The organism is Asticcacaulis sp. SL142, from assembly GCF_026625745.1.
GTDB lineage: Bacteria > Pseudomonadota > Alphaproteobacteria > Caulobacterales > Caulobacteraceae > Asticcacaulis.
Map to the genome: position 1 here is coordinate 469,010 of NZ_CP113061.1, position 26,109 is coordinate 495,118.

Consider the following 26,109-nt stretch of genomic DNA (forward strand, 5'->3'; position numbering starts at 1 on the left):
GATCGCGCGTTTAAAGCTTGACCGTCGCGCCGCCGTTATCGGCGCTTTTGTACATAGCCTGAATGATGCGCATGTCGCGCAGGCCCATTTCGCCGGGGGTGCGGTGCGGCTGGCCGGTGCGGGCGGCGGTTGAGAAGCCGTCGAGCTGAGCGGCAAATTGCACCAGAGAATCTCCGGCGCGTATCGGGCGCGTGGCGTCGGTATGAATCACGCCGCCAACGCTGCTGTAATCCGTGGCGGGATTAAGCGCGATATAGCCTTTGGTGCCCAGTATCCGCTGCTGGCTGGTGTAGGCAAAGGTATAGGATGACGACCCTTGGGCGGTAATACCGGACGCGAACATCAACCGCCAGTCAACGCCGCCTTCGACCTCGGTAAAGCGCGGATCACCGGCCGGTGTTGTATAGACGGCTGACACGGCAATCGGTGGTTCATCGACGTACATCAGGCAGCCGTTAAGTGCATAGATGCCAATGTCATACATTGATCCGCCGCCGCCCAGCGCCTTTTCCAGCCGCCATTTGACTGGCGGATAGGCGGGATTGGCCGGAAAGCCGGTTTCGCCGGAGAAATAGCGGATATCCCCGATCTCACCGGCGCGCAGACGGCGCAGGGCTTCCACATTGTTGGGCTCGAAATGCACGCGGTAGGCCACGCCCAGTTGCCGGTTGGCGGCCTTGGCGGCGGCGACCATCGCCTCACATTCCGCAACGGTTGAGGCCATAGGCTTTTCGCACAGGACATGCTTGCCGGCCTTGAGAGCGCGGATGGTGTATTCAGCATGCAGGCCGACCGGCAAGGCGATGTAAACGCAATCTATGTCTTTATCATCGGCGATCTTGTCGAAGTTTTTGTAGTCATAAATGCGGCTGACGCCGTAGCGGGCGCCGACATCGCGGGCTTTTTCAGGGTTGCCGGAGACGAGCGCCGTCACGGCGGACTGAGACGCGGCTTGCAGGCCGGGCAGCACCTGCCCGATGGCAAAAGAGCCAAGCCCTACAACCGCATAGCCCATGCGCTTGGCAGGTGGTTCCGGCATCTGGGGATTGCCGCGGAGGGGCTGACCTTTGGCGACCACCTCCGCCTGAGCGGCGCCCGCTATGGATGCGGCGAGAGGGGCGGCGCTGGCACCCAAAAGTAAACGACGACGATCGATTTCAAATCCGCTCATGATCTGCTTCCCTGATAAGTTTAGCCTGATTATTTTCGTTGGACGTTAGCGTTACCATTGTTTCAGAAAAGGTCAAATCAGACGGTATTTAGCGCCGCAATTTTTGAGAGCGGTTTATGGTCTGATCCAGAGTTTGCAAAAACTGCGAGCGGTTAGCGCTTGAGAACGGCGGCGGCCCACCGGTGATCTCGCCAGTCGAGCGGATATGCTCCATAATTGAGCGCTGGGCCAGGGCGGCACCTATTGAGTCCTTGGTAAAGGCGCGGCCATTGGGGGCAATGGCATAGGCGTCTTTGGCCAGAACTCTGGCCGCCAAAGGGATGTCGTTGGTGATGACGATATCCCCGGCCACAGCCTGATCGGCGATCCAGTCATCGGCAATGTCGGGGCCCGCATCGACGATCATCCGCTTGATGAGCGCTGACTGCGGAATCTGGATGAAACTGTTGGACACCACAAACGTGGGCAGGGTGTAACGCGCGGCGACTTTGTAGGTTTCGTCTTTTACCGGGCAGGCGTCGGCATCTATGTAGATCGTCAGGGTCATGAAGACCTCATACCAGACCCGGCTTTTGGCGTCCCTTGATTATTATCCGATCTATCCCACATAGAAGTTCAGGCTCATCCACAGCGTGTTCGGACAAATGGCTATCGGATGGGTGCTGAATCACTCTAACCTTGCAGGGCTAGGGATATCGGGCTTTACTGTCTATATAAGTTTGCGCTAACGCAGTGCTTCTTGAGCGCAGATCAGAAGTAATTTTCCGGCTCAGGTTTCCTGATTAGGAGTATGTAATGTTTGATGTTTTGACAATTCCGGTTCTACCGCTACGCGACATTGTGGTGTTTCCGCACATGGTCGTGCCGCTATTTGTTGGCCGGGATAAGTCAGTGCGTGCCCTTGATGAGGTCATGAAGGGTGATAAGCAGATCCTTCTGGCAACGCAAAAAAATTCCTCCGATGATGATCCTGAAGCCGATGCTATCTACGATATCGGCGTTTTGGCCAATGTGCTGCAATTGCTGAAATTGCCGGACGGCACGGTAAAAGTGCTGGTCGAGGGCAAGTCGCGCGTGAAGATCAAGCGCTTCACCAAGACCGACAGCTATTATGAGGCTGAATCCTATGCGCTGGAGCCCAGCCTGTCGGAAGGCCCGGATCTTGAGGCATTGGTGCGCGCAGTTTCTGAGCAGTTTGAAAACTATATCAAGCTGAACAAGAAAATTCCGGCCGAAGCCGTGGCGACGCTTGCTGAAATTTCCGAGCCCGATGTGCTGGCCGATTCTATCGCCGCCCATCTGGTGATCAAGATTGCCGATAAGCAGAACCTGCTTGAGCAGCTTTCGGTCACCAAGCGCCTTGAGAAGATCTACGCCCTGATGGAAGGCGAAATCTCGGTTCTTCAGGTCGAGAAGAAAATCCGTTCGCGCGTCAAGCGTCAGATGGAGAAGACCCAGCGCGAATATTACCTGAATGAGCAGATGAAGGCCATTCAGCGCGAACTGGGTGAGCAGGACGAGGGCAAGGACGAACTGGTCGAGCTTGAGAAGAAAATCAAGGCGACCAAACTGTCCAAAGAGGCCCGCGATAAGGCGATGGCTGAGTTGAATAAGCTGCGCCACATGTCGCCCATGTCGGCAGAATCGACGGTGGTGCGCAATTACCTCGACTGGCTGCTGGCTATCCCGTGGGGTGCCGCCAAGACCAAACCGATCAAGCTTGATAAGGCCGAGGAAATCCTTGATGCCGATCACTATGGCCTTGAGAAGGTCAAAGAGCGCATCCTTGAGCATCTGGCCGTGCAGGCGCGTATGGGAACGCTCAAAGGGCCAATCCTGTGCCTGGTTGGGCCTCCAGGTGTTGGTAAAACCTCGCTCGGCAAGTCGATCGCCAAGGCGACCGGGCGCGAATTTGTGCGTATCTCGCTGGGTGGCGTGCGTGACGAATCCGAGATCCGCGGTCACCGCCGCACCTATATCGGCTCCATGCCCGGCAAGATCATTCAGTCGATGAAAAAGGCGAAGACCACCAACGCCTTCTTCCTGCTGGATGAGATCGACAAGATGGGCGCTGACTGGCGCGGTGATCCGGCGTCGGCCCTGCTTGAGGTGCTGGACCCGGCGCAGAACTCGACCTTCAACGACCATTACCTTGAGGTCGATTATGACCTGTCCAAGATCATGTTCGTGACGACGGCCAACTCGCTCAACATGCCACAGCCCTTGCTCGACCGGATGGAGATCATCCGCATCCCCGGCTATACTGAGGATGAAAAGGTTGAGATCGCCAAGCGTCATATCCTGCCGGTACTGGCCAAAGATCATGGCTTGTCGGCTGAGGAATGGATCGTGCCGGAACAGGCCATTCGTGATCTGATCCGCTATTACACCCGTGAAGCGGGGGTGCGCTCATTAGAGCGAGAACTCAGCAATCTGGCACGTAAGACTATCCGCGATCTGGCCAAGGAGAAGGTCACATCGATCGCGGTCGATGATGAACGTGTGGCCAAATATGCCGGTGTGCGTAAATATCATTACGGTGCCACCGATGAAGAAGACCTCATTGGTATGGTCACGGGTTTGGCGTGGACGGAATTCGGTGGCGATATCCTCACCATCGAAGCCATCAAAATGCCCGGTAAGGGCGGCATGAAGGTGACCGGCAACCTGAAAGAAGTCATGAAGGAATCGGTCTCTGCGGCCAATTCCTATGTGAAGGCCCTAGCGCCGAAATTCGGTATCCTGCCGCCGGTGTTTGATAAAACCGATGTCCACGTCCACGTCCCGGAAGGGGCCACGCCCAAAGACGGCCCCTCGGCCGGTGTGGCTATGGTCACCGCTATGGTGTCTGTGCTGACGGGTATTCCGGTGCGCAAAGATCTGGCTATGACGGGTGAAATTACCCTGCGTGGCCGGGTGCTGGCGATCGGCGGCCTGAAAGAAAAGTTACTGGCGGCATTGCGCTCCGGCATCAAGACCGTGCTCATCCCGAAAGAGAATGAGAAAGACCTGATTGATCTGCCGGCCAATGTGAAGTCGGGGCTGGAGATCATCCCGGTATCTCTGGTTGAGGATGTCCTGAAACATGCCCTGACCAAGCCGCTCGAATCTATCGAGTGGGTGGAGCCGGTGGTGGTCGCAGGCGCTGCGGTTGCCGCCATTGATGATCCGGACGCACTCACCGCACATTAAAAGCGCGTCCCGTTAAAACCAGGCCGGTCTGTTTCTCACGAATCAGACCGGCTTTTTTGTGCACTGCATCACGGAAGTGTAACGATAAGAAAATGGCCGTGAGGTATAAAAAGACGATAAAATCGCCTGAAACCCTTAAAAAAACACGATTTGCGGTGCACAAACTGCAATTTGGGTTTTGACCTGACGGTTTTTTTGTAGTCTCTATCGGGTTCACCTTTGAGCGACCCTCTGAATATGAGTCGCGGTGATCAAGGGTTAGTTTTAGCAAACCTATACTGATGGTAGGGAGAAGATATATGACGACGAAAGCTGAACTCGTGGCATCGATTGCCGAACAGGCCGGCCTGACCAAAGAGCAAGCCAAAAAGGCACTCGACGCATTTACCGACAGCGTTTCGGATGCTCTCAAAAAAGGCGAAGAAGTCCGTCTCGTGGGCTTTGGCACCTTCCTGGCTGTCAAGCGCGAAGCTGGTACGGCCCGCAACCCGCGCACCGGTGAAACGGTTGCCCGTCCGGCCAGCACAACCGCGCGTTTCCGCGTCGGTGAAGGCCTGAAGTCTGCCCTTAACGGCTAAGACTTATGTGAGACGGTTTTGGCTGCGCGCACCTCGGATGGGGATAAATGCGCACCAGACCGCTTCAATGACTTGACTTCTGAAGCGGGGGCGGGCAAAGGCTCACCTCCACTTCAGAGACCGCACAGATATATGATGTCATGCGGCTTTAAGGGGGCGATTAGCTCAGCTGGCAGAGCGGCTCGTTTACACCGAGTAGGTCGGCGGTTCGATCCCGTCATCGCCCACCATTTCCTCACTCACGCGTAATTTGCTTCGCTCATCGCTCCGTAAGGGCGGCGAACGCTCACCAACGCCCGGTCGGGCTCTGGGTGAACGGTTTGAGGTTAAACCTCTCACGTCCACCATTTCCATATTTTTTCATCTCTAGGCTAGGCAAATACTTCTGAAAGGGACTCGGCCAATGCTTTCCCTAGAAGCGGTGGAACTGCATTTCCAATCTGCTTAACCACATGTGTCCGACTACCGAAGAATTCAAAATCGTCATCAAAAGACTGAAGACGAGCACCTTCGCGCGGCGTTAGGGCGCGATTCAAAACTGGATGGATACACCTGTTTGATGCGGGGTGTACAAAATTGACGGTCAAAGTTACAGACGGCTCAGCCCCATCCAGTCGGGAATAACATGAGCTAAAGCCACTGGTTATTAGATTCTTTGGTATCGAGTCGATGTTCTTTCCCGAATGTTTAATTATTTCGAGCATTTTGGGCGTGTGCAATGTGGAGGAATGCAACTTCAGTTCTTTATTATTTCCACGTCGCTCTCTTTGATACGAATTATACGGAGCCGTTGAGTATTCGGTAGCACCTTCGCCGGAATGAATCGAAGGCAGATCGCCAATAGCTTCCATTACCGTCACAGCAGGTTGAAGCTCTATTTTTTCACTAAATAAATCGTCATGAGATGCCGACATCACTCTACGGCGATCTTTATATCCGATGGTAGAGCCGTTATGGAAATGGGTCGGCACTGGGAACTTGATTAGGCCCCCTGCCTCAACGCCGACCATCACAAGTCGCTCTCTTTTTTGTGGTACGCCGTAATGCGCGGCATTCAGGAGTTTCCAATCTGTGTCGTAACCCAGATTATGGAAGCACTCTTGCATCATGTTAATTGTGTCGCCGCCTTTATGGGTAGCTAGGCCCGTAACATTCTCAAGAACGAATGCCTTTGGGCGGAAGAAATTCACGTAACTGGCAAACTCTTCAAACAAGCTATTCCTTGGATCGTCATCATTCGTTGACCTAAACGGTCTGATCGACGAAAAACCTTGGCACGGCGGGCCACCAACGATCACGGAAATATCGCCTTTTTTAACCCCCAGCTTTTCGGCGACTTCTGATTTTTTATACTTTCGTATGTCCCCAGAAACGCCGAGCGCTCCGGGATGGTTTAGGCGAAAAGTTCCGATTGATGTTTCGAGCAGGTCGATACCAAAAACAACTTCAAATTGGCTTTTTTGGGAGTTCTCAAATCCTTTTGAAAACCCCCCAGTACCGCAGAACAAATCGAGTAACTTGTGCATCCCTTATTCCTCTAGAATCGCCCGTGCCGGTGGAGACTATAGTCTCGTGGTTCCAGTGTCACAACATGTCTAGGTTATTCCTGCGTAGCTAAAGGGGCGCTGAGTCGTGAGTCGGGATGAAAATTTTTTACGCGGCTTCATAAGCTTAATTAAGCAGTTTCGTATGCAGGCTGGCTTAACTATTGAGCAGTTAGCAGACTTGGCGGGAGTACATCGGACGACGATAGGGCTTATCGAACGAGGCGAGCGGAGCCCGACACTAGCTGTTGCACAGCAAATTTCAAACGCGCTGAATGTGCCGTTGCATGAGTTAATCCTTGAGGCCGGTTCTGTGGCGTCAGGAAAAATGTCAATCCCCGAACTCTCAGAACTGCATCAGGCACGAACGCCCAGTGCGAGTGAGTTGCGAAATGTGGATCAATTCAAACGCCTAACTGGCCTGAGTGGTAGATCACTACTTGATGCTATCAATAGCTGCTATCAAACTTTGGACGTGATTGACGAACAATTGCAGGAGAAAGATGCCTTGCCTATCGCTCAGTTGGTCGAGTTGGCAAATCTTTCGTCGATGGTCGGAAACATGCTCGGTGGCGGGTTGGCAGACCATTCTGGCGGTTTGTACCAGCGTAATAAACCGCACACCTATCCCGATTTATTGCCGGTAGGCGAGGGGGCTGTTAATTTAGAATTGAAGGTGGCTCTCGAAACCAGCAAACCAAAGGGGCATCTTCCGAAGGCGGGAACATACATCACTTTTAGATACGTACTGGCAGATAAGCTTGGAGAGTATTCGAAGGGCAAAACTACGAGAGGTGATACGGTTTGGATATGGGAAGTCAAAGTCGGTGTACTAACTGAAGATGATTTTTCGATCAGTAATACCGCAGGTGACTCTGGGAAAACTGCGGTAATCAAGACCGATGTGTTTAACAATATGGCACTCGTTTATTATAAACCGAACTTGCTCCCCTACAAACGTGGTATTGGCGACATTTACCCCGGACATAATTAATACGAAAGCTTGCTTAAAGCCTCGTGGAACCGTTTTCAACGACCGTTTTTATGCGGTGACTTCATTTGGCTCGTTATGTGTTTGTGGGTGTAGGGCGTTAATCACCTAAAAACATGAATTTTAACGACACAGGCCTTGCGGCCAATCTATATATCAATTAATCACGATGTATGGATAAAAATCAATCGGTCGCGGCCTTTGGGGCGCTCAGTCAGGAAACCCGTCTCGATGTCATACGTTTGCTCATACAGGCGGGCACCGAGGGCATGGCCGCAGGCGAGATCGGTGATCGCCTTGGCGTCAGGCAGAACACCATGTCGGCCAATCTGTCGGTGCTGGCGCACTCAGGCTTGATCAGATCCGTCCGGGAAGGGCGCAGCATCCGCTACTTCGCAGACTTTGACGGTATCAAGGGCTTGCTTACCTTCCTGCTTCGCGATTGTTGCGGCGGTCGTGCCGATCTGTGCCAGCCGCTATTGGATGAGATTGCCTGTGGCTGCTGAGACCTACAGCTTTGGGCGCAAGGTCTTCGCGGAGGGGCTGGGCACCGGCTTGCTGCTGGCGACGGTCGTGGGGTCGGGCATCATGGCCCAGACCCTTTCGGGAGGTAATGCCGCCATCGCCCTGTTGTGTAATGCCATTGCCACGGGCGCCATCCTGATAGTTCTCATCACCATTCTGGGCCCGATCTCTGGCGCGCATTTCAACCCGGTTGTGACGCTGGTATTCGCTCTGCGGGGGGAAGTCTCTGTAAAGTCCTCGCTGGCCTATATCGTGGCGCAGGTTTTTGCCGCGGTACTTGGTGTCTGGCTGGCGCACATGATGTTCGGTGAGGGCATAGTTCAGGTGTCGCAAAAAGTACGGACAGGTATGCCGCAGTGGCTCTCAGAAGGCGTTGCCACCTTCGGCTTGGTCGTGACCATTCTCGGTGCGATCAGGTTCAGGATCAACTTCGTCCCTGTGGCCGTCGGTCTCTACATAGTCGCCGCCTACTGGTTCACGGCCTCAACGTCGTTTGCCAACCCGGCTGTCACCTTCGCGCGCAGCCTTACCGATACCTTTTCTGGCATTCGCCCCGATGACGCGCCCGCCTTCATGATTGCACAGATCGGCGGCGCGTTGGCCGCTTATGCCGTCTGTGCGTGGCTCCTGAAATCGAAAGAAGAACAATGACCGTCACGATCTATCATAACCCCGACTGCGGCACGTCGCGCAATGTGCTGGCCATCCTTGAGGCGGCGGGCTATTCGCCTGTGGTGGTCGAGTATCTGCAAACGGGCTGGCAGCGGGATCAGCTTTTAGCCCTGTTGGCGGCGGCGGGCCTGACGCCGCGCGCGGCCCTTCGGGAGAGCAAGTCCCCTGCGAAGGAGCTTGGCCTGCTTGATCCTGCCGTCAGCAACGATTCCCTGCTGGAGGCGATGCTGGCGCACCCCATACTGGTCAACCGCCCGATTGTGGTTACGGATAAGGGCACAAAGCTGTGCCGACCCAGCGAGGCCGTTCTCGATCTGATCGATAAATTCCCGACTGGGCCGTTCTATAAGGAAGACGGCGAGCTTCTGATTGATGCGCAGGGTAACCGTGTCGCCTGACCTGCCGGTTTCCTAAAGCCTTTAACTCATAACCGGTGGGCCGCTATGGAAGCGGAACTCTGTGTCCGGGTCGGCAATCAGGGCCTGCTCCACCGGGCGGATGGCCGTGATGCGGGCGGCAATATCACTGGCGTCACCATAAAGATGCGCCAGCTTCAGATAGCCGGTAAAGTGACGCCCCTCGCTTTCCAGCAAGCCTTTGTAAAATTTGCTCAACTCATCATCCAGATGGGGATATAGCGCATGAAAGCGTTCGCACGACCGGGCTTCAATAAAGGCTGAGATCACCAGTATATCGGTCAACATGCCGGGTTCAGTCCGGCGCACCATTTGCCTCAGGCCAGCGGCGTAACGTGACGCCGAAAGGGTACGAAGCGCCACGCCGCGCTTTTTCATCAGCTTCATGACCTGCTCGTGATGCACCAGTTCTTCGCGCGCCAGCCGTGACATGGCGTTCATCAGTACCTCACGCGTGCAATACTTGGCCATCAGGTTCAGCGCGTTGGTAGCCGCCTTATATTCGCAGTTCTTATGATCGAGCAGCAGGATATCCTGATTGGCAAGTGCCGCGTCGATCCAGGCGGCTGGTGTTTCGCTTTGCAGGAAATCATGGATGGCAGGCAGCATGCGCGGACTCTCTTTTGAACGACGCTGATGTGCCAAAGGCTGCGGCAAAACACAAGCCGGGAGTGCGCATCACTACGCAGGGGATGTGGCCGCAGCTTTTGAAGGTGTCCGCAAAGTCAGCAACAAAAGGGTAGCAATAATGCAGCCCGCGCCGAGCCAGTCATAGACCCCAAACGGCACCTTCAACCAGAATACCGCAATGAGTGTAGCTGACAGAGGCTCGGCACAGGCCATCAAACTGGCGGTACGGGCGCCGATGAGTTTTGTCGCCTGAATGTAAACCAGAAACGCAATCAGCGTGCCGCCGATAATGGCGAAGGCTGAGGCGATTACGGTTTGGGCATCCCATATGCCGACGACATCCCACGGTGCATGCACAAAGCTGAACAGTATCCCGCCGATCAGCATGGCCCAGCCCAGAATGATCGGGGCGGGGTAATGGCGCATGAGTTTCAACGGTTGAATTGAATAGACGGCGAAGGCAACGGCAGAGGCCAGCCCCCAGAACAGGGCTTCCGGGGAGATTGAAATATCCGACGGGCGGCCATGGGTGACCAGCAGGAAGGTTCCGCCGACCGCCAAAGCGACCGATAAGGCTTCAAATGGGCTGGGCCAGCGCTTTTCCTTAAAGGCATACCATGCCGCGATCATGACCGGCCCCGTATATTGCAACACTGTGGCCGTCGCGGCGTTTGAAGCGCGGATGGCGGCAAAATAGGTGTACTGAACCGAAATCATGCCAAGGCAGGCAAACAGGAACAGTCTTTTCAGGTTTTCCCGGTCGCGCCAGATAGCAAAAATTTTCTGCGGCCGTCTCAGGCTGCAAACGGACAACAGCAGTACACCGGATATCAACATGCGTACCGTAACCATCCATTCGGCGCTTACCTGTTTGTCCTGAAACAGGAACTGCATAAACGCGCCGGATACGCCCCATAATAAAGCGCCGGTCAGGGCCAGAATATATCCTTGGGTAGTCGGGGAACGCATGACATCAACTCTGCAGAGGGGCGGTGGTGGGAATATATTTTGATGAGGGTGATAATTGTGCTTTAAATTGGTGCGCTTACCGGGAAAATTTCTCATCAATGAGGCGATTATGAAGGCGGTTGCGCTGGATAGCTTTGACTATGCGATCCTTGATGTCGTGCAGGAGGATAATCGGCTGGCCCTGAAGGCGATTGCCGAGCGCGTGAATTTATCGACAGCGGCGGTTCAGCGACGTATCCGGCGGCTGGAGGACGAAGGCGTTATTGCCAAAAACATAGCGGTGATCGACCCGAACCATGTTGGCCAGCCCATCACCATCATTGTCGAGGTCACTCTGGAGCGCACTCACATCAGTGAACTGGACGCGATGCGCAAACGGCTGTCGGTGCCGGAGGTGCAGCAGTGTTACTATGTGACCGGCGACGTTGATTTCGTTCTGGTGGTTACGGTGGCGACCATGGACGCATATGAGGCGCTGGCGCGTAAGCTGTTTTACGAGAATACCAACGTCAAAATGTTCCGATCTCTGGTCGCGCTGGATCGGGTCAAGGTCGGGCTGGGCGTTGATTTATCAAGGTTCAAATCAACGTAAGCGCGGTAAGATTAAATTAACCAAACCTCATGATAAGTGGTATTATAAGGCGCGAACTCTAAGGGTTTAGTGCCGCAATTTAAGTGACCGCGTAAGTGTATCCGTAATGTCGATTACGGCTTATGGGCAAAATGCTCGTTAATCCTGAACCAGAATGGTAGGGGCACATCGTGTCAAACGTGACCGTCAACACTAATGTCGGGGCTATGGCGGCTTTGCAGTCGCTGAACCGGACTTCGCGCCAGTTCCGGGAAGTCGAAGACCGCATAACCACTGGACTTAAGATATCGAGCGCCAAGGATAATGGCGCCGTCTATGCCATCGCCGTGATGCAGCGGTCGGAAATTTCCTCACTCGATGTTTTGCAGCGCTCACTTGAGCGGGCAACCTCGGTTATCGATGTCGCCATGGGCGCCGGTGAGACGGTCGCCGATGTGCTCAATGAAATGAAAACGCGGGTAATATCGGCAGCCGACACCTCGCTGAATACGACATCGCGCACCGCTATGTCTGACGACTTTCTGGATATGATCCGCCAGATCTGGCATGCCGTCAAAAACGCTGAATTCGATGGCACCAACCTGATCGATGAAGGCGCTGATGACATGGTCGTGCCGGCCAGCCTTAGTCTGGATACGATTACGGTTCAGGCGCAAAACCTGTCGCTGGGTGTAGACGGGTTGTGGTGGAACATGCCGATTGCGTCCGCGACCCTGCCGTTTACAACCGCGACCGAAGCCGCCGCTTTCATACCGGCCATGGATATCGCCATTGAGCGCATAGGATTGCGGCTGTCAGCTCTGGGGACGGCGGCTAAGGCCATAGAAGGTCAGTCGAAGTTTCTCTATAAGCTTCAGGACGCCATGACGGAGGGTGTTGGCAATCTGGTCGATGCCGATATGGCCAAAGAAAGTGCCCGTATGACGTCTTTGCAGACGCGGCAATCCCTGGGGCAGCAGTCTTTGTCAATTGCCAACCGGGCCCCGAACATGGTGCTGGCCCTGTTTCAGGCCGCTTAAGCATAGGCCTTAACGGGCTGTTCATGGCGATGTAATAAACTACCCGCAACGCGCGAGGCCGCACGCCTTAATTTAAAATGGAAAGGAGCGCATCCTGTGGCAGGCATGTCGATCCGAACCAATAGAGCGGCCATGACGGCGTTGCAGAATTTAAATGCGACGGCGGCTCAGCTTGCGGCGACCCAAAACCGTATATCGACGGGACTTAAGGTTTCCAGCGCCAAGGATAATGGTGCCGTCTGGGCCATAGCCAATTACCAGCGTTCACAGATTTCATCGATTGATGTTCTGCAAACCTCGCTCAATCGCGGCAAGTCGGTCATTGATGTTGCCATGGCCGCGGGCGAGTCGATCTCAGACATTTTCACTCTGATGAAAGAGAAGGCGCTGGCGGCATCGGATACATCGATTGATACGACTGCACGGGCGGCTCTGTCAGAAGAGTTCATGACTCTGGCCAAGCAGGTAGATCGCATCTCTAAAACGTCTTCGTTTAATGGCACAAGTCTGATAGCGAACGGCGATAACAATATCAGTGTGCTGGCGGGACTTGGCGGCGACACTATGACTATTCGCGCTCAGGATATGTCTCTGGCAGGCCTATGGGGCAGCGTGCCAGGGCACGGAGCGGTGACGCTTGGGCCGATCACATCGGCAGCCGATGCGCAAAAATTCATCGACGCCACCAACTTTGCGATTAAGACCACCAGCCTAAGTCTGGCAAAAATGGGTACGGATTCAAAGATGCTGGATCGGCAATCGACCATGCTCTATAAAATTCAGGACGCCATGGAAGCCGGTGTTGGCAATCTGGTCGATGCCGATATGGCCAAGGAAAGCGTCAAGTTACAGGCACTCCAGACTAAAATGCAGTTGGGGATCATGGCGTTGTCGATGGCTAACCGAAGCTCACAGTTGATCCTTGAGCTTTTCCGGCGCTAAAGCAAAAACGAACAGCGGTTCAGGGCTTGCTTTTTCAATATATTGCTTGTAATAGCCGCGTTCCGGCGTGGAAATTCGTTTCCACTCCGTTCTGTCCGAGACCTTCGGGGAGCAGGGGCCACCTGTTCCATAAACTTCCGGGAGCCCCCGGAGACCGAAAATAGACGGGACGCGACACGCCATCAAGATTGTACGATTTCCTTGTGATATAGGAAGCGCGTGCGGCCCTTGGGTGATTAGCTTCTCATCATGGACAGTGACAAACCGCATTGGGGCAACTCAGCGCGAATTTGTCGTTTGTTACGTCTGACGGGAATACCCCCGGCAGATATCACCTCAATTGGAGGCCGCAAATGGACCGCGCACAAAAAGCCAGTTCGATCGAAGAGCTTAAGGGCATCTTCGCTGACTCAGGCGTCGTGGTTGTGACCCAGTATTCGGGTCTGACCTTTGTGGAAATGGCTGAACTGCGCAACCGTCTTCGTAAAGAAGGCGCTGTGCTTAAGGTGTTTAAGAACCGTCTGGCTCAAAAAGCTCTGGCCGATGGCGCTGGTGAAAAGGCTGAAGCCCTTTTCAAAGGCCCTGTCGCTCTGGCCTATGGTCCCGACCCTGTGACTGCCGCTAAGATCGCCGCCCAATACGCCAAAGAGAATGACAAGCTCAAGCTCATTGGCGCCATCATGGGCAACGATGTTCTGAACGAATCCGGCGTGAAGGCTCTGGCCACACTGCCGTCGCTCGACGAACTTCGTGGCAAGCTTATCGGTCTTATTCAGGCGCCTGCGACCCGTATCGCTGGCGTTCTGCAAGCACCGGCTGGTCAGTTGGCACGCGTTTTCAACGCGTACGCGACCAAAGACGCCGCTTAATCAGCTCATACCACTCACAAACCTATACCCTTTAAAGGAAATACAATGTCTAAGATTGAACAATTGGTCGCCGACCTGTCCACCCTGACCGTTCTCGAAGCTGCTGAACTGTCGAAGGCTCTTGAAGAAGCATGGGGCGTTTCTGCCGCGGCTCCGGTTGCCGTTGCCGCTGCTGGTGGCGCTGCTGCCGCTCCGGCCGAAGCTGCTGAAGAGCAAACCGAGTTCACCGTTGTCATCACCGATGGCGGCGACAAGAAGATCAACGTGATTAAGGAAATCCGTGGCATCCGTTCGGACCTCGGTCTGAAGGAAGCCAAGGACCTGGTCGAAGGCGCGCCGCAAACCGTCAAGGAAAACATCTCCAAGCAAGAAGCCGCTGAAATCAAGGCTAAGCTTGAAGCTGCTGGCGCCAAGGTTGAAGTTAAGTAATTACGGCTTTGGCCATATTGCTTTAAATTTCAGGCTCGAAGGGAAACCTTCGGGCCTGTTTTCGTTATGGGCGGAGTGAGACATGACACAGGCGCTTTTGCGCACGTTTGATTTCCTCAGTGAGGTCATGCCGCGTGAGCCGTCATGGCGGGTCATAGGGTCTGCGGCCTTGTGGCTGAGCGGTGTCCCGGTTGTGCCTGATCCCACAGATGTTGATGTGGTGGCGCCGTTTGAGGTAATTGAAAGCGTGCGCAAAGCTCTACAGGTGTCATTGCCGGATGCGGCCAGACCTGATGAGCGCTTTCGTTCTCATCCGTTTTTTCAGTATAGGCCCGATGGCGGAGTAATGATTGATTTCATGGGCGATCTGGAAGTTTTCAGTGGCGAATGGAAATGCTTGCGTTTTGAAAGTTTCGTTTCGATGAGCGGAGTTTTCGTTCCTGACTTGAATGAACAGATGACTATTCTGCGTCGGTTTGGCCGACCGAAGGATTTACAACGGATTGAGGCGGTTCAGGTTTTCTTGAGTGACTCGTCCTGTGGCTGATTTTTAACCATATTGACAGGGCGTTTTCATCCGCTACTCTGTGGATAATTCGGGTGGCGGCAACGACCTGTGAGAGGTTGATTAGGCTGTCGGGATCGCCATGTGGGAGGCGGGCCGTGATAACTTTTAAAAAGCAAGTTAAATCAGCGATTAAACGGTTTGTGGCCACACCCTATTTCCTTGGGGTGCTTATCTTTATGTTTGGGGCATGGATTGCCTTATCCAGCAATACTTTGGGGGCGGCGACGGTTTTTTGCGGGCAGGGCTGGTTCCGTCCGGTTTGCGCCTATGGCGGCTTGGCCGGTGTGGCGTCACCTACCGAAGAACGGTTCTGGATTTCGGCATCGTCGCGCGTGGATGGGGAGGGTTTGCGTCAATATCTGCGCATTTATCCGGACGGTGAGTTTGCCCGTGAAGCCGCCCTGCGCCTGCAAACCTGCCGCCGTGTCGAGCGTGAGAACTGGGACGGTGAGGAAAAAACCCTGCCCCTGATGGTTATGACGGCTTTGGTGCCTTCGGTTTCGCAAGTGGCGGCCAAGGATATCGCCATCGCGTCGGGTAAAACCGATGCGGCGGTCATGTGCCGGAACTACGAGGCCGGTCAGTACCGGCTCAGAAAGTCGGATGTCCGGCCTGAACACTGGAGTTGTTCGGCGCGCGGGCGGGGCGTGGTTTGCGGATTTGAAGGCGTCGCTGTCTGTCAGGTTCAGACCCGCTTTGTCGAGGTTCATGAGGACTGCACATGATTTCAGGGCGGCTTTTGCGACCTGAAATTTTAATTCTTGACATTTTCAAAAAATATTCAAGATGCCCTCTTCACAGGCGGGGATAAGTGCGCTATGGCGTGCTCTCTTGGATTGCGACTCGCTTTGCGTTTCGCGCATCCTGCGAATTTACCTGATGGCTGACATTATGCTCTTTTCGTCGGCGAAGGGTTTGGCTTAGATCGCAAAGCCATAAAAACAAAGCGTCTGAGGCGATTTATCGCTTCATAAAGAGCGGACGCAAGGCAACTTTTACATCCTTTGGGATGTGACGACACCTTGAACCCCCGGAGGCTCATATTTAATTGGGCATCCAAAATACAGCGTTTCCACGCAAGGACAAAAATGGCGCAGTCTTTTACTGAAAAGAAGCGGATTCGGAAATCTTTCGGCCGTATCCCTGAAGCTATTCGTATGCCGAACCTGATCGAGGTTCAGCGCTCATCTTATGAACAATTCCTGCAACGCTTCGTCCGTCCGGTCGAGCGCATTGATGACGGCCTGGAGGCTGTTTTCAAGAGTGTGTTCCCGGTTAAGGATTTTAACGAGCGCGCGACGCTGGAATATGTGTCCTATGAGTTCGAAGAGCCCAAGTACGACGTTGAAGAGTGTATCCAGCGCGATATCACTTATGCCGCGCCGCTGAAGGTTAAGCTGCGTCTGATCGTGTTTGAAACCGACGAAGACACCGGCGCCCGCTCCGTTAAAGACATCAAGGAGCAGGACGTTTACATGGGCGATATCCCGCTCATGACCGATAAGGGCACCTTTGTCGTCAACGGCACTGAGCGCGTTATCGTCTCCCAGATGCACCGCTCTCCCGGCGTCTTCTTCGATCACGATAAGGGCAAGACCCACTCTTCGGGTAAATTGCTGTTCGGCGCGCGTATCATCCCTTACCGCGGCTCGTGGCTCGACTTTGAATTCGATGCCAAGGACGTTGTCTATGTCCGTATCGATCGCCGCCGTAAGTTGCCGGCGACCACTTTCCTTCAGGCGCTTGGCCTTGATGGCGAAGAAATCCTCACGACCTTTTATGATGTCGTGCCCTATGAGAAAAAAGACGCCGGTTGGGTCACGCCTTATAAGCCTGAGCGCTGGCGCGGTGTGAAGCCGGAGTTTGATCTGGTTGATGCCGATACCGGCGAAGTGATCGCTCAGGCAGGCACCAAGATTTCGGCCCGTACCGCTAAGAAGCTGGCTGACGGTGGCGTGAAATCGCTGCTTCTGTCGGAAAACGCCCTGAACGGTCGTTATCTGGCGCGTGACGCCGTCAACTTCCAGACGGGTGAAATCTACGCCGAAGCCGGTGATGAGCTTGATGCCGTGGCCATCAAGACCCTTGAAGAAAACGGTTTCTCGACCGTAGACGTGCTCGATATCGACCATGTCACGGTTGGGCCTTACATGCGCTCAACTCTGCGTGTCGATAAGAACTCGTCGCGTGAAGATGCTTTGTTTGACGTTTACCGCGTCATGCGTCCGGGTGAGCCGCCCACCATCGAAGCGGCTGAGGCTATGTTCAACAGCCTGTTCTTCGATATGGAGCGTTACGACCTGTCCAGCGTCGGTCGCGTCAAGATGAACATGCGTCTTGAGCAGTCGGTAGCCGATGATGTGCGCGTTCTGCGCAAAGACGATATCCTGAGCATCCTCAAGATTCTTGTCGGGCTGCGCGATGGCCGCGGTGAAATCGACGATATCGACAACCTCGGTAACCGTCGCGTCCGTTCGGTCGGTGAATTGCTGGAAAACCAGTACCGCGTTGGCCTACTGCGCATGGAGCGTGCCATTAAGGAGCGTATGTCGTCGGTCGATATCGACACCGTCATGCCGCACGACCTGATTAACGCCAAGCCGGCTGCGGCTTCGGTGCGTGAATTCTTCGGCTCGTCGCAGTTGTCGCAGTTCATGGACCAGACCAATCCGCTGTCGGAAATCACGCACAAGCGTCGTTTGTCGGCCTTGGGTCCAGGCGGTCTGACCCGTGAGCGCGCGGGCTTTGAAGTCCGCGACGTTCACCCGACCCATTATGGCCGTATCTGCCCGATTGAGACGCCGGAAGGCCCGAACATCGGTCTGATCAACTCGCTGGCCACCCATGCCCGGGTCAATAAGTACGGCTTTATTGAATCGCCGTACCGTAAGGTTATTGACGGGGCGGTGCAGGAAGAGGTCGTCTATATGTCGGCCATGGAAGAGTCCAAGCACACCATCGCTCAGGCGAACGTGCCGATCATCAAGGGCCATCTCGGCGACGATCTGATGACTGTCCGTATCAATGGCGATGTCACCCTGTCAGGTAAAGACCAGATCGACTATATGGACGTGTCGCCTAAGCAGGTGGTCTCGGTCGCTGCGGCCCTGATCCCCTTCCTTGAAAACGATGACGCCAACCGCGCCCTCATGGGCTCGAACATGCAGCGTCAGGCCGTGCCTCTGGTTAAGGCGGACGCCCCGTTCGTCGGCACCGGTATGGAAGAGGTTGTGGCCCGTGATTCCGGGGCGACCATTGCTGCCCGCCGTACTGGCGTGGTCGAACAGGTCGATGCCACCCGTATCGTGGTTCGCGCAACCGAAGAAACCGATCCGACCAAGCCAGGCGTTGATATCTATCGCCTGTCGAAGTTCCAGCGCTCGAACCAGAACACCTGTATCAACCAGCGCCCTATCGTTAAGGTCGGCGATAAGGTTGCTGCTCATGACATCATCGCTGACGGTCCGTCGACCGATCTCGGTGATCTGGCTCTGGGGCGTAACGTCCTCGTGGCCTTCATGCCGTGGAACGGTTACAACTTCGAAGACTCGATCCTGATCAGTGAGCGCATCGTGCGTGATGACATCTTCACCTCTATCCATCTGGAAGAGTTTGAAGTCATGGCCCGCGATACCAAGCTTGGGCCGGAAGAAATCACTCGCGACATTCCAAACGTCGGTGAAGAAGCCCTGCGTAACCTCGACGAGGCCGGTATTGTGGCTATCGGCGCGGAAGTTCAGCCGGGCGATATTCTGGTTGGTAAGGTGACGCCAAAGGGCGAGTCACCCATGACGCCGGAAGAAAAGCTTCTGCGCGCTATCTTTGGTGAAAAGGCTTCTGACGTGCGCGATACGTCGCTTCGTCTGCCGCCGGGTGTTGCCGGTACCATCGTCGAAGTGCGTGTCTTCAACCGTCACGGTGTTGAAAAAGACGAACGCGCTCTGGCGATTGAACGTCACGAAATCGAGCGTCTGGGCAAGGACCGCGACGACGAACTGTCGATCCTTGAGCGCAACATCTATGGCCGTCTGAAGGACATCGTCCTCGGTAAGGTCGCCATTTCCGGGCCGAAGGGCATGGGGCGCGGTGAAATCACCGAAGAGAAGTTGTCCGAAGTCTCCAAAGGCCTGTGGTGGCAAATCGCCCTCGAAGACGAAAAGATCATGGGCGAGCTTGAGGCCATGAACCGTCAATTCACAGAGGCGCGTAAGCGTCTGGATCGTCGCTTTGAGGACAAGGTTGAAAAGCTGCAACGCGGTGACGAACTGCCGCCGGGCGTCATGAAGATGGTCAAGGTCTTCGTGGCTGTGAAGCGCAAGCTGCAACCGGGCGATAAGATGGCCGGCCGTCACGGCAACAAGGGGGTTATCTCCAAGATTCTCCCGGTCGAAGACATGCCGTTCCTCGCCGATGGTGAGCATGTTGATATCGTGCTGAACCCGCTGGGCGTGCCGTCGCGTATGAACGTCGGTCAGATCTTTGAAACCCACCTTGGTTGGGCCTGTGCTAACGTCGGCAAGCAAATCGCTAACCTGCTGGAAGACTGGCAGAATGGCGGCCAGAAGCAGGCGTTGATCGATCACCTGCGTGGTGTCTATGGTCAGGAGCAGGAGCTTCCGGATACGGAAGAAGGTCTGATTGAACTGGCTAAGAACCTGTCGCGCGGTGTGCCGATTGCAACCCCGGTCTTTGATGGCGCTCACATTGACGACATTGAAGATATGCTGGAGTTTGCCGGTCTTGATCGTTCCGGTCAGTCGATCCTGTTCGACGGTCTGACGGGTGAGCAGTTCAAGCGTCCGGTCACGGTTGGCATCATCTACATGCTGAAGCTGCACCACCTGGTCGATGACAAGATCCACGCCCGTTCTATTGGGCCATACTCGCTCGTCACTCAGCAGCCGCTGGGTGGTAAGGCGCAGTTCGGCGGTCAGCGCTTCGGGGAAATGGAGGTCTGGGCTCTGGAAGCTTATGGTGCCGCCTATACCCTGCAGGAAATGCTGACCGTGAAGTCCGATGACGTCGCCGGTCGTACCAAGGTCTATGAAGCCATCGTCCGTGGCGATGACAGCTTCGAGGCCGGTATCCCGGAAAGCTTCAACGTCCTGATCAAGGAAATGCGATCTTTGGGTCTGAATGTCGAGTTGGAGAATGGTCAGGGCTAACCCTCAAAAGGGTAATCCTTAAAAGGGGCAGGGGAACCTGCCTCGCCATCACCTGATCGACCTTTAATTTTAGGGGTGCCCGAGGCACCCACATGGAGCAACTGGATGAACCAGGAAGTCCTCAATATTTTCAATCCGGTACAGGTCGCCCCGACCTTCGACCAGATCCGCATCACTCTGGCATCGCCTGAAAAGATCCTTTCGTGGTCGTTCGGTGAGATCAAGAAGCCGGAAACCATCAACTACCGTACGTTCAAGCCTGAGCGTGACGGCCTGTTCTGTGCGCGTATCTTTGGCCCGACCAAAGACTATGAATGCTTGTGCGGTAAGTATAAGCGCATGAAGTACAAGGGCATTATCTGCGAAAAGTGCGGCGTGGAAGTCACTCTGTCACGCGTTCGCCGTGAGCGCATGGGCCATATCGAACTGGCCTCGCCGGTTGCCCACATCTGGTTCCTGAAGTCACTGCCGTCGCGTATTTCCATGTTCCTTGACATGGCGCTTAAGGACGTTGAGCGGGTTCTGTACTTTGAAAACTACATCGTCACGGAACCGGGTCTGACCGCGCTTAAGCTGAACCAGCTTCTGACCGAAGACGAATATTATCGCTGTCAGGAAGAATTCGGCGACGACAGCTTTACGGCTGAAATCGGTGCCGAAGCTATCCGCAATATGCTGATGTCGATGAACCTCAGCGAGATTGCCGATAAGCTGCGTTCGGATCTGGCTGATAATCCTTCGGAAATGAAGGCCAAAAAGGCCTCCAAGCGCCTTAAGCTGATCGAAGCGTTCATGGAATCGGGCAACAAGCCTGAATGGATGATCCTGACGGTTGTGCCGGTTATTCCGCCTGAGTTGCGCCCGCTGGTGCCGCTGGATGGTGGCCGTTTCGCGACCTCCGACCTGAACGACCTCTATCGCCGCGTGATCAACCGGAACAACCGTTTGAAGCGCCTGATGGAACTGCGCGCGCCTGACATCATCATCCGCAACGAAAAGCGTATGTTGCAGGAATCGGTTGACGCCCTGTTTGATAACGGCCGCCGTGGTCGTGTCATCACCGGCGCCAACAAGCGTCCGCTGAAATCCCTGGCTGATATGCTTAAGGGTAAGCAAGGCCGCTTCCGTCAGAACCTTCTTGGCAAGCGCGTCGACTATTCAGGTCGTTCGGTTATCACCGTGGGCCCGGAACTGAAACTGCATGAGTGTGGTCTACCTAAGAAGATGGCGCTGGAACTTTTCAAGCCGTTCATCTATGCGCGTCTGGATGCCAAGGGCCTGTCCGGCACCGTTAAGCAATCCAAGCGTATGGTCGAGCGTGAGCAGCCGCAGGTTTGGGATATCCTCGAAGAGGTTATCCGTGAACATCCGGTCATGTTGAACCGCGCCCCGACCCTTCACCGTCTTGGGATTCAGGCGTTTGAGCCCAAGCTGATCGAAGGTAAGGCGATCCGTTTGCATCCGCTCGTCTGTTCGGCCTTTAACGCCGACTTCGACGGTGACCAGATGGCCGTTCACGTCCCGCTGTCGCTTGAGGCGCAACTCGAAGCCCGCGTCCTGATGATGTCGACCAACAACATCCTGTCGCCGGCCAACGGTAAGCCAATCATCGTCCCGTCGCAGGATATCGTGCTGGGTCTCTATTATCTGTCGCTCGTGAAGGAAAAAGAGCAGGGCGAGGGCATGATCTTTGCCGACCTGAATGAAATTCAGGCCGCGCTCGATGCCGGTGTTGTCTCCATGCACGCTAAGGTCAAGTGCCGCTTCACCGAAGTCGATCCTGACGGCGAAACCCGTACCCGTGTCATCGACACGACGCCGGGCCGCATGAAGATCGCCGCTCTGCTGCCGCGTCACGCCTCGATCGGTATCCGGGTTCTGGAAAAGAACCTGACCAAGAAGGAAATCGGCAACCTGATCGACGTGGTGTATCGCCACTGCGGCCAGAAGGCGACCGTGATCTTCGCTGACCAGATGATGGCGCTGGGCTTCAAAGAAGCGGCCCGTGCCGGTATTTCCTTCGGTAAGGACGACATCGTTATTCCCGATTCCAAGAAGGGTATCGTCGAAGAAACCCGTAATCTGGTTGAAGAATACGAGCAGCAATATGCTGACGGTCTGATCACCAAGGGCGAAAAGTACAACAAGGTCGTTGACGCCTGGTCGAAAGCGACTGACCGCGTGTCTGACGAAATGATGAAGGAAATCAGCCGTAAGCACCTCAATGCTGATGGGACTGAAAAAGAGATCAACTCGATCTACATGATGGCCAACTCTGGTGCCCGTGGTTCTCAGGCCCAGATGAAGCAGCTTGGTGGTATGCGCGGCCTTATGGCCAAGCCATCGGGCGAAATCATTGAAACGCCGATCATTTCGAACTTTAAAGAAGGCCTGTCGGTTATGGAGTACTTCAACTCCACCCACGGCGCCCGTAAAGGTCTGGCCGATACCGCGCTGAAGACGGCGAACTCCGGTTATCTGACCCGTCGTCTGGTTGACGTCGCTCAAGACTGTATCATCATGGAGCCGGATTGCGGCACGACGAAGGGCATTACGCTCCGCGCCGTGGTCGAAGGCGGTGACGTGCTGGTATCGCTGGGCGCACGCGTTCTGGGCCGCACCACGGCTGAGGACATCAAGGACGTGGCGACGCAGGAAGTTGTGGTCGAAGCCGATACCTATGTCGACGAAGAAGTGGTCGAGCTTATCGAAGCTTCGGGCGTTCAGTCGGTTAAGGTGCGCTCGGTCCTGACCTGTGAAGCGGAACTCGGTGCCTGTGCGGCCTGCTACGGTCGCGATCTGGCCCGCGGTACCCGCGTCAATATGGGCGAAGCGGTCGGCGTTATTGCGGCGCAATCGATCGGTGAACCCGGCACGCAGCTTACCATGCGGACCTTCCACATCGGCGGTACCGCTCAGGTGGCCGAGCAGTCGTTCTATGAAACGACAGCAGACGGTGTGATCAAGCTGACGGGCGGCAACACGGTTAAGGGTACCCACGGTGACCTGATCGCCATGAGCCGTAACGTCATGATCACGGTTCACCATGATGGTAAAGACCGTGAAACCTATAAGGTGCCTTACGGTGCGCGTCTGCGTATCGTGGACGGTTCCGAGGTCAAAAAAGGTCAGCGTCTGGCGGAGTGGGATCCCTATACCACCCCGATCATCACCGAAGTGGGCGGTAAAATCCGGTTTGAAGACCTCACGGACGGTATGTCGGTGCGTGAAGAAACCGACGAAGCTACCGGCATCACCAACCGCGTGGTCGCTGACTGGCGTGCCTCTCCGCGTGGGTCTGACCTGCGTCCGGGCATGGGCATTGTCGATGATGCGGGCGCTTATAAGCGTCTGGCCAACGGCACTGAGTCGCGTTACCTCCTGCCGGTCGGGGCTATTCTCTCGGTAGGTAACGGTGACGAGGTTCGTCCGGGTGAAATCCTGGCGCGTATCCCAACCGAAGGTGCCAAGACCCGCGACATCACCGGTGGTCTGCCGCGCGTCGCCGAACTGTTCGAAGCGCGCCGTCCGAAAGACTGTGCTGTCATCGCCGAAATGGATGGCCGCGTAGAATTTGGCCGCGACTACAAGAACAAGCGCCGCATCAAGATCACGCCGGAAGATGGTTCAGAAGCCGTCGAGTTCCTGATCCCGAAAGGCAAGCATATCTCGGTTCACGATGGTGACTTCATCCAGAAGGGTGACTACATCATCGACGGCAACCCCGATCCGCATGATCTGCTGCGTATTCAGGGCGTTGAATCCCTGGCTGAGTATCTGGTCAACGAAGTTCAGGACGTTTACCGTCTGCAAGGCGTGCCGATCAACGACAAGCACATCGAAGTCATCGTGCGTCAGATGCTGCAAAAGGTGGAAATCCTTGAGCCGGGCGATACCGGCCTCATCAAGGGTGATCATCTGGATAAGACCGAGGTTGATCTTGATAATGCCAAGACTGAAAAGCGCGGTGGCCGTTTGGCGGTAACCCAGCCGATCCTGCTCGGTATCACCAAGGCGTCTCTGCAAACGAAGTCGTTCATTTCGGCCGCTTCGTTCCAGGAAACGACCCGCGTCCTGACCGAAGCTTCGGTCAACGGCAAGGTCGATACTCTGGACGGCTTGAAAGAAAACGTCATCGTCGGTCGTCTGATCCCGGCCGGTACGGGCGCTTACCTGCGCTCGCTCCAGCGCATCGCGCTCAAGCGTGATGAACAACTGGCCCAGACCCGCGAAGAGACGATGGAGCCGCTACCGGCGGAAATCCTGCTCGAAGCCCCGGCCGGCGAATAATAAGGGGGCAAGCCCCCTTAACCCGGAACTTGGCGCGTTGAACGCCATCGGGTAAGTCATATAAAAACCCCTGAGTGTCCGCACTCAGGGGTTTTTATATATTAACTGTGGGGCAGTCGTGACCCCTACATTTTAATCGTGAAAAAGTTCCCTGAGACGAAAGCGAAGCTGAGCCGAAGGACTTTTTCACGGATGTCTATATAGCCTGACCGACCGCCCAACCCGATGACCACGCCCATTGGAAATTATAGCCGCCCAGCCAGCCGGTGACATCGAGCGCTTCGCCAACGAAATATAGTCCCGCGCACAAGTGGCTTTCAAAGGTCTGCGAAGAGATATCCTTGGTGTCGATGCCGCCGAGCGTGACTTCAGCGGTGCGGTAGCCTTCGGTGCCGTCCGGGATCAGGCTCCACGGCTGAATGTGCGATAATATGCCCTTGATCTTCACATCGGACATATCCGCGATCTTGGTCTCGTTCGTTTCAGCACTAAGACCCTGAGCGGCCATGATTTTCTCTGCCAGACGGCGCGGCAGGATTTCAAACAGGGCCGTGTGCAAAGATTGACGGGTTTTGCGCTTGGCCCGGAACCATTCCATCAGATCCATATCAGGCCGAAGGTCGATCTCAAGCGTTTGGCCCATCTGCCAGTAGTTGGAAATTTGCAGTATAGCCGGGCCGGACAGGCCGCGGTGGGTGAACAAAAAGCCGTCTTCAAACTTGGTTTTGCCGACTTTAACGCGCGCCTGCATAGAAACACCGGCCAGATCCAGAGCCTGAAGCTTATCGGGGCTAAGCGTCAGGGGCACCAGGCCTGCGCGCATGGGGGTGATCACATGGCCGAACTGCTTTGCGGTCTCATAGGCAAAGGGCGACCCCAGTTTCGGGATCGACAAGCCGCCGGTGGCAATGACCACCTTTTTGGCTTTGACGGTTTCATTGGTCGTGGTGATATCAAAACCGGCGTCGTTTTTAGTAATCGCGGTGATGGCCGTTTGCAGCCACAGTTCGCCGCCATTATCGCGCAATTCATTGAGCAGCATGTCGATGATGTCCATGGCGGACTCATCGCAGAACAACTGGCCTTCGGTTTTTTCGTGATAAGGAATTTTATGGCGCTCAACCAAGCCTACGAAATCGCGCGGTGTGTAGCGCTTTAAAGCCGAAATGCAAAAACGCGGGTTTTGGGACAGGTAGTTATGCGAATGGGCGCGCAGGTGGGTGAAGTTACAGCGCCCACCGCCGGAGATGCGAATCTTCTCGGCCGGGGCGTCAGCCTGTTCCAGCACGACGACTTTTTTTCCACGTTTCGCAGCTTCGATTGCGCACATAAGGCCTGCGGCACCGGCACCAATAATGGCAGCATCATAGTATTTTGGGGAAGAGGACATGAAATCTCAAAAAAATTGCGTTAATTTTGTTTAGTCGCATTTTTACGACGAACCGGCAGCCACTTCGTCTAAAATGCTTTGGCTTACGCAACGTCATACTTGTTCTGCCGAAAATCCGGCGTAAGGTCGCAGCCACCTATATAAGCCTGTTCAGGAG

Annotated in this window: 21 protein-coding genes and 1 tRNA gene; 16 read left to right on the forward strand and 6 right to left on the reverse strand. The window is 55.0% G+C overall.

What is annotated here, in order from left to right:
• Window positions 1–10: 10 nt before the first annotated feature.
• Entirely contained in the window at window positions 11–1,171 is a 1,161-nt protein-coding gene (locus tag OVA03_RS02080; RefSeq protein ID WP_267526566.1) for a Gfo/Idh/MocA family protein, read from the reverse strand.
• Between the two features lie 88 nt (window positions 1,172–1,259).
• Window positions 1,260–1,718 carry a YaiI/YqxD family protein gene (locus OVA03_RS02085; protein ID WP_267526567.1) on the reverse strand — a complete coding sequence of 153 codons (459 nt, stop codon included), beginning with the start codon at window positions 1,716–1,718 and terminating at the stop codon, window positions 1,260–1,262.
• Window positions 1,719–1,966: 248 nt separating this feature from the next.
• Here OVA03_RS02085 and lon point away from each other — a divergent pair, with 248 nt between their 5' ends.
• The 3 genes from lon to OVA03_RS02100 all read left to right on the forward strand — a co-directional run bounded on the left by lon (window position 1,967) and on the right by OVA03_RS02100 (window position 5,171).
• Entirely contained in the window at window positions 1,967–4,363 is a 2,397-nt protein-coding gene (lon, locus tag OVA03_RS02090) for an endopeptidase La (protein ID WP_267526568.1), read from the forward strand.
• A 299-nt stretch (window positions 4,364–4,662) separates the two neighbouring features.
• Complete coding sequence (locus tag OVA03_RS02095) at window positions 4,663–4,941, forward strand: HU family DNA-binding protein (protein WP_267526569.1); 279 nt, start codon at window positions 4,663–4,665, stop codon at window positions 4,939–4,941.
• A 154-nt stretch (window positions 4,942–5,095) separates the two neighbouring features.
• A tRNA-Val gene (locus OVA03_RS02100) sits at window positions 5,096–5,171 on the forward strand.
• A 141-nt stretch (window positions 5,172–5,312) separates the two neighbouring features.
• On the opposite strand, the gene OVA03_RS02105 is transcribed toward OVA03_RS02100, so the two are convergent.
• Entirely contained in the window at window positions 5,313–6,467 is a 1,155-nt protein-coding gene (locus OVA03_RS02105) for a DNA cytosine methyltransferase (protein WP_267526570.1), read from the reverse strand.
• Between the two features lie 106 nt (window positions 6,468–6,573).
• Here OVA03_RS02105 and OVA03_RS02110 point away from each other — a divergent pair, with 106 nt between their 5' ends.
• The 4 genes from OVA03_RS02110 to arsC all read left to right on the forward strand — a co-directional run bounded on the left by OVA03_RS02110 (window position 6,574) and on the right by arsC (window position 9,071).
• Window positions 6,574–7,479, forward strand: coding sequence for a helix-turn-helix domain-containing protein (locus OVA03_RS02110; protein WP_267526571.1), 906 nt, complete (start codon window positions 6,574–6,576; stop codon window positions 7,477–7,479).
• Between the two features lie 170 nt (window positions 7,480–7,649).
• A complete protein-coding gene (locus OVA03_RS02115; protein WP_267526572.1) occupies window positions 7,650–7,982 on the forward strand; it encodes an ArsR/SmtB family transcription factor in 333 nt (110 codons plus the stop codon).
• Complete coding sequence (locus tag OVA03_RS02120) at window positions 7,960–8,652, forward strand: aquaporin (RefSeq protein ID WP_267526573.1); 693 nt, start codon at window positions 7,960–7,962, stop codon at window positions 8,650–8,652. Before OVA03_RS02115 ends, OVA03_RS02120 begins: the two co-directional genes overlap by 23 nt.
• The gene (arsC, locus tag OVA03_RS02125) at window positions 8,649–9,071 is read left to right on the forward strand and encodes an arsenate reductase (glutaredoxin) (protein ID WP_267526574.1); all 423 of its coding nucleotides are present in this window, start codon (window positions 8,649–8,651) and stop codon (window positions 9,069–9,071) included. Before OVA03_RS02120 ends, arsC begins: the two co-directional genes overlap by 4 nt.
• A gap of 21 nt (window positions 9,072–9,092) precedes the next feature.
• Here the strand turns inward: arsC and OVA03_RS02130 are convergent, their stop codons facing one another.
• The gene (locus tag OVA03_RS02130) at window positions 9,093–9,698 is read right to left on the reverse strand and encodes a tRNA-(ms[2]io[6]A)-hydroxylase (protein ID WP_267526575.1); all 606 of its coding nucleotides are present in this window, start codon (window positions 9,696–9,698) and stop codon (window positions 9,093–9,095) included.
• A 72-nt stretch (window positions 9,699–9,770) separates the two neighbouring features.
• Entirely contained in the window at window positions 9,771–10,688 is a 918-nt protein-coding gene (locus OVA03_RS02135) for a DMT family transporter (protein ID WP_267526576.1), read from the reverse strand.
• Between the two features lie 109 nt (window positions 10,689–10,797).
• On the opposite strand from OVA03_RS02135, the gene OVA03_RS02140 reads away from it, so the two are divergent.
• The 9 genes from OVA03_RS02140 to rpoC all read left to right on the forward strand — a co-directional run bounded on the left by OVA03_RS02140 (window position 10,798) and on the right by rpoC (window position 24,562).
• Complete coding sequence (locus OVA03_RS02140) at window positions 10,798–11,280, forward strand: Lrp/AsnC family transcriptional regulator (RefSeq protein WP_267526577.1); 483 nt, start codon at window positions 10,798–10,800, stop codon at window positions 11,278–11,280.
• 170 nt (window positions 11,281–11,450) lie between these two features.
• A complete protein-coding gene (locus OVA03_RS02145; protein WP_267526578.1) occupies window positions 11,451–12,299 on the forward strand; it encodes a flagellin in 849 nt (282 codons plus the stop codon).
• A 105-nt stretch (window positions 12,300–12,404) separates the two neighbouring features.
• On the forward strand, window positions 12,405–13,241 hold the full coding sequence (locus OVA03_RS02150; RefSeq protein ID WP_267526579.1) for a flagellin: 837 nt from the start codon (window positions 12,405–12,407) through the stop codon (window positions 13,239–13,241).
• Between the two features lie 353 nt (window positions 13,242–13,594).
• A complete protein-coding gene (gene rplJ, locus OVA03_RS02155; RefSeq protein ID WP_189487818.1) occupies window positions 13,595–14,110 on the forward strand; it encodes a 50S ribosomal protein L10 in 516 nt (171 codons plus the stop codon).
• A gap of 45 nt (window positions 14,111–14,155) precedes the next feature.
• A complete protein-coding gene (gene rplL / locus OVA03_RS02160; RefSeq protein WP_267526580.1) occupies window positions 14,156–14,539 on the forward strand; it encodes a 50S ribosomal protein L7/L12 in 384 nt (127 codons plus the stop codon).
• Window positions 14,540–14,621: 82 nt separating this feature from the next.
• Window positions 14,622–15,086, forward strand: coding sequence for a hypothetical protein (locus tag OVA03_RS02165; protein WP_267526581.1), 465 nt, complete (start codon window positions 14,622–14,624; stop codon window positions 15,084–15,086).
• A gap of 116 nt (window positions 15,087–15,202) precedes the next feature.
• Window positions 15,203–15,832, forward strand: a complete 630-nt coding sequence (locus OVA03_RS02170) for a hypothetical protein (RefSeq protein WP_267526582.1) — start codon at window positions 15,203–15,205, stop codon at window positions 15,830–15,832.
• A gap of 363 nt (window positions 15,833–16,195) precedes the next feature.
• Window positions 16,196–20,272 (forward strand): DNA-directed RNA polymerase subunit beta, encoded by a 4,077-nt coding sequence (gene rpoB, locus OVA03_RS02175; RefSeq protein WP_267526583.1) that lies wholly within the window; start codon window positions 16,196–16,198, stop codon window positions 20,270–20,272.
• Window positions 20,273–20,377: 105 nt separating this feature from the next.
• Entirely contained in the window at window positions 20,378–24,562 is a 4,185-nt protein-coding gene (gene rpoC, locus OVA03_RS02180; protein WP_189487827.1) for a DNA-directed RNA polymerase subunit beta', read from the forward strand.
• A 196-nt stretch (window positions 24,563–24,758) separates the two neighbouring features.
• On the opposite strand, the gene OVA03_RS02185 is transcribed toward rpoC, so the two are convergent.
• Window positions 24,759–25,952: an NAD(P)/FAD-dependent oxidoreductase gene (locus tag OVA03_RS02185; RefSeq protein ID WP_267526584.1), complete on the reverse strand. Its 1,194-nt coding sequence runs from the start codon at window positions 25,950–25,952 to the stop codon at window positions 24,759–24,761.
• Window positions 25,953–26,109: the final 157 nt, after the last annotated feature.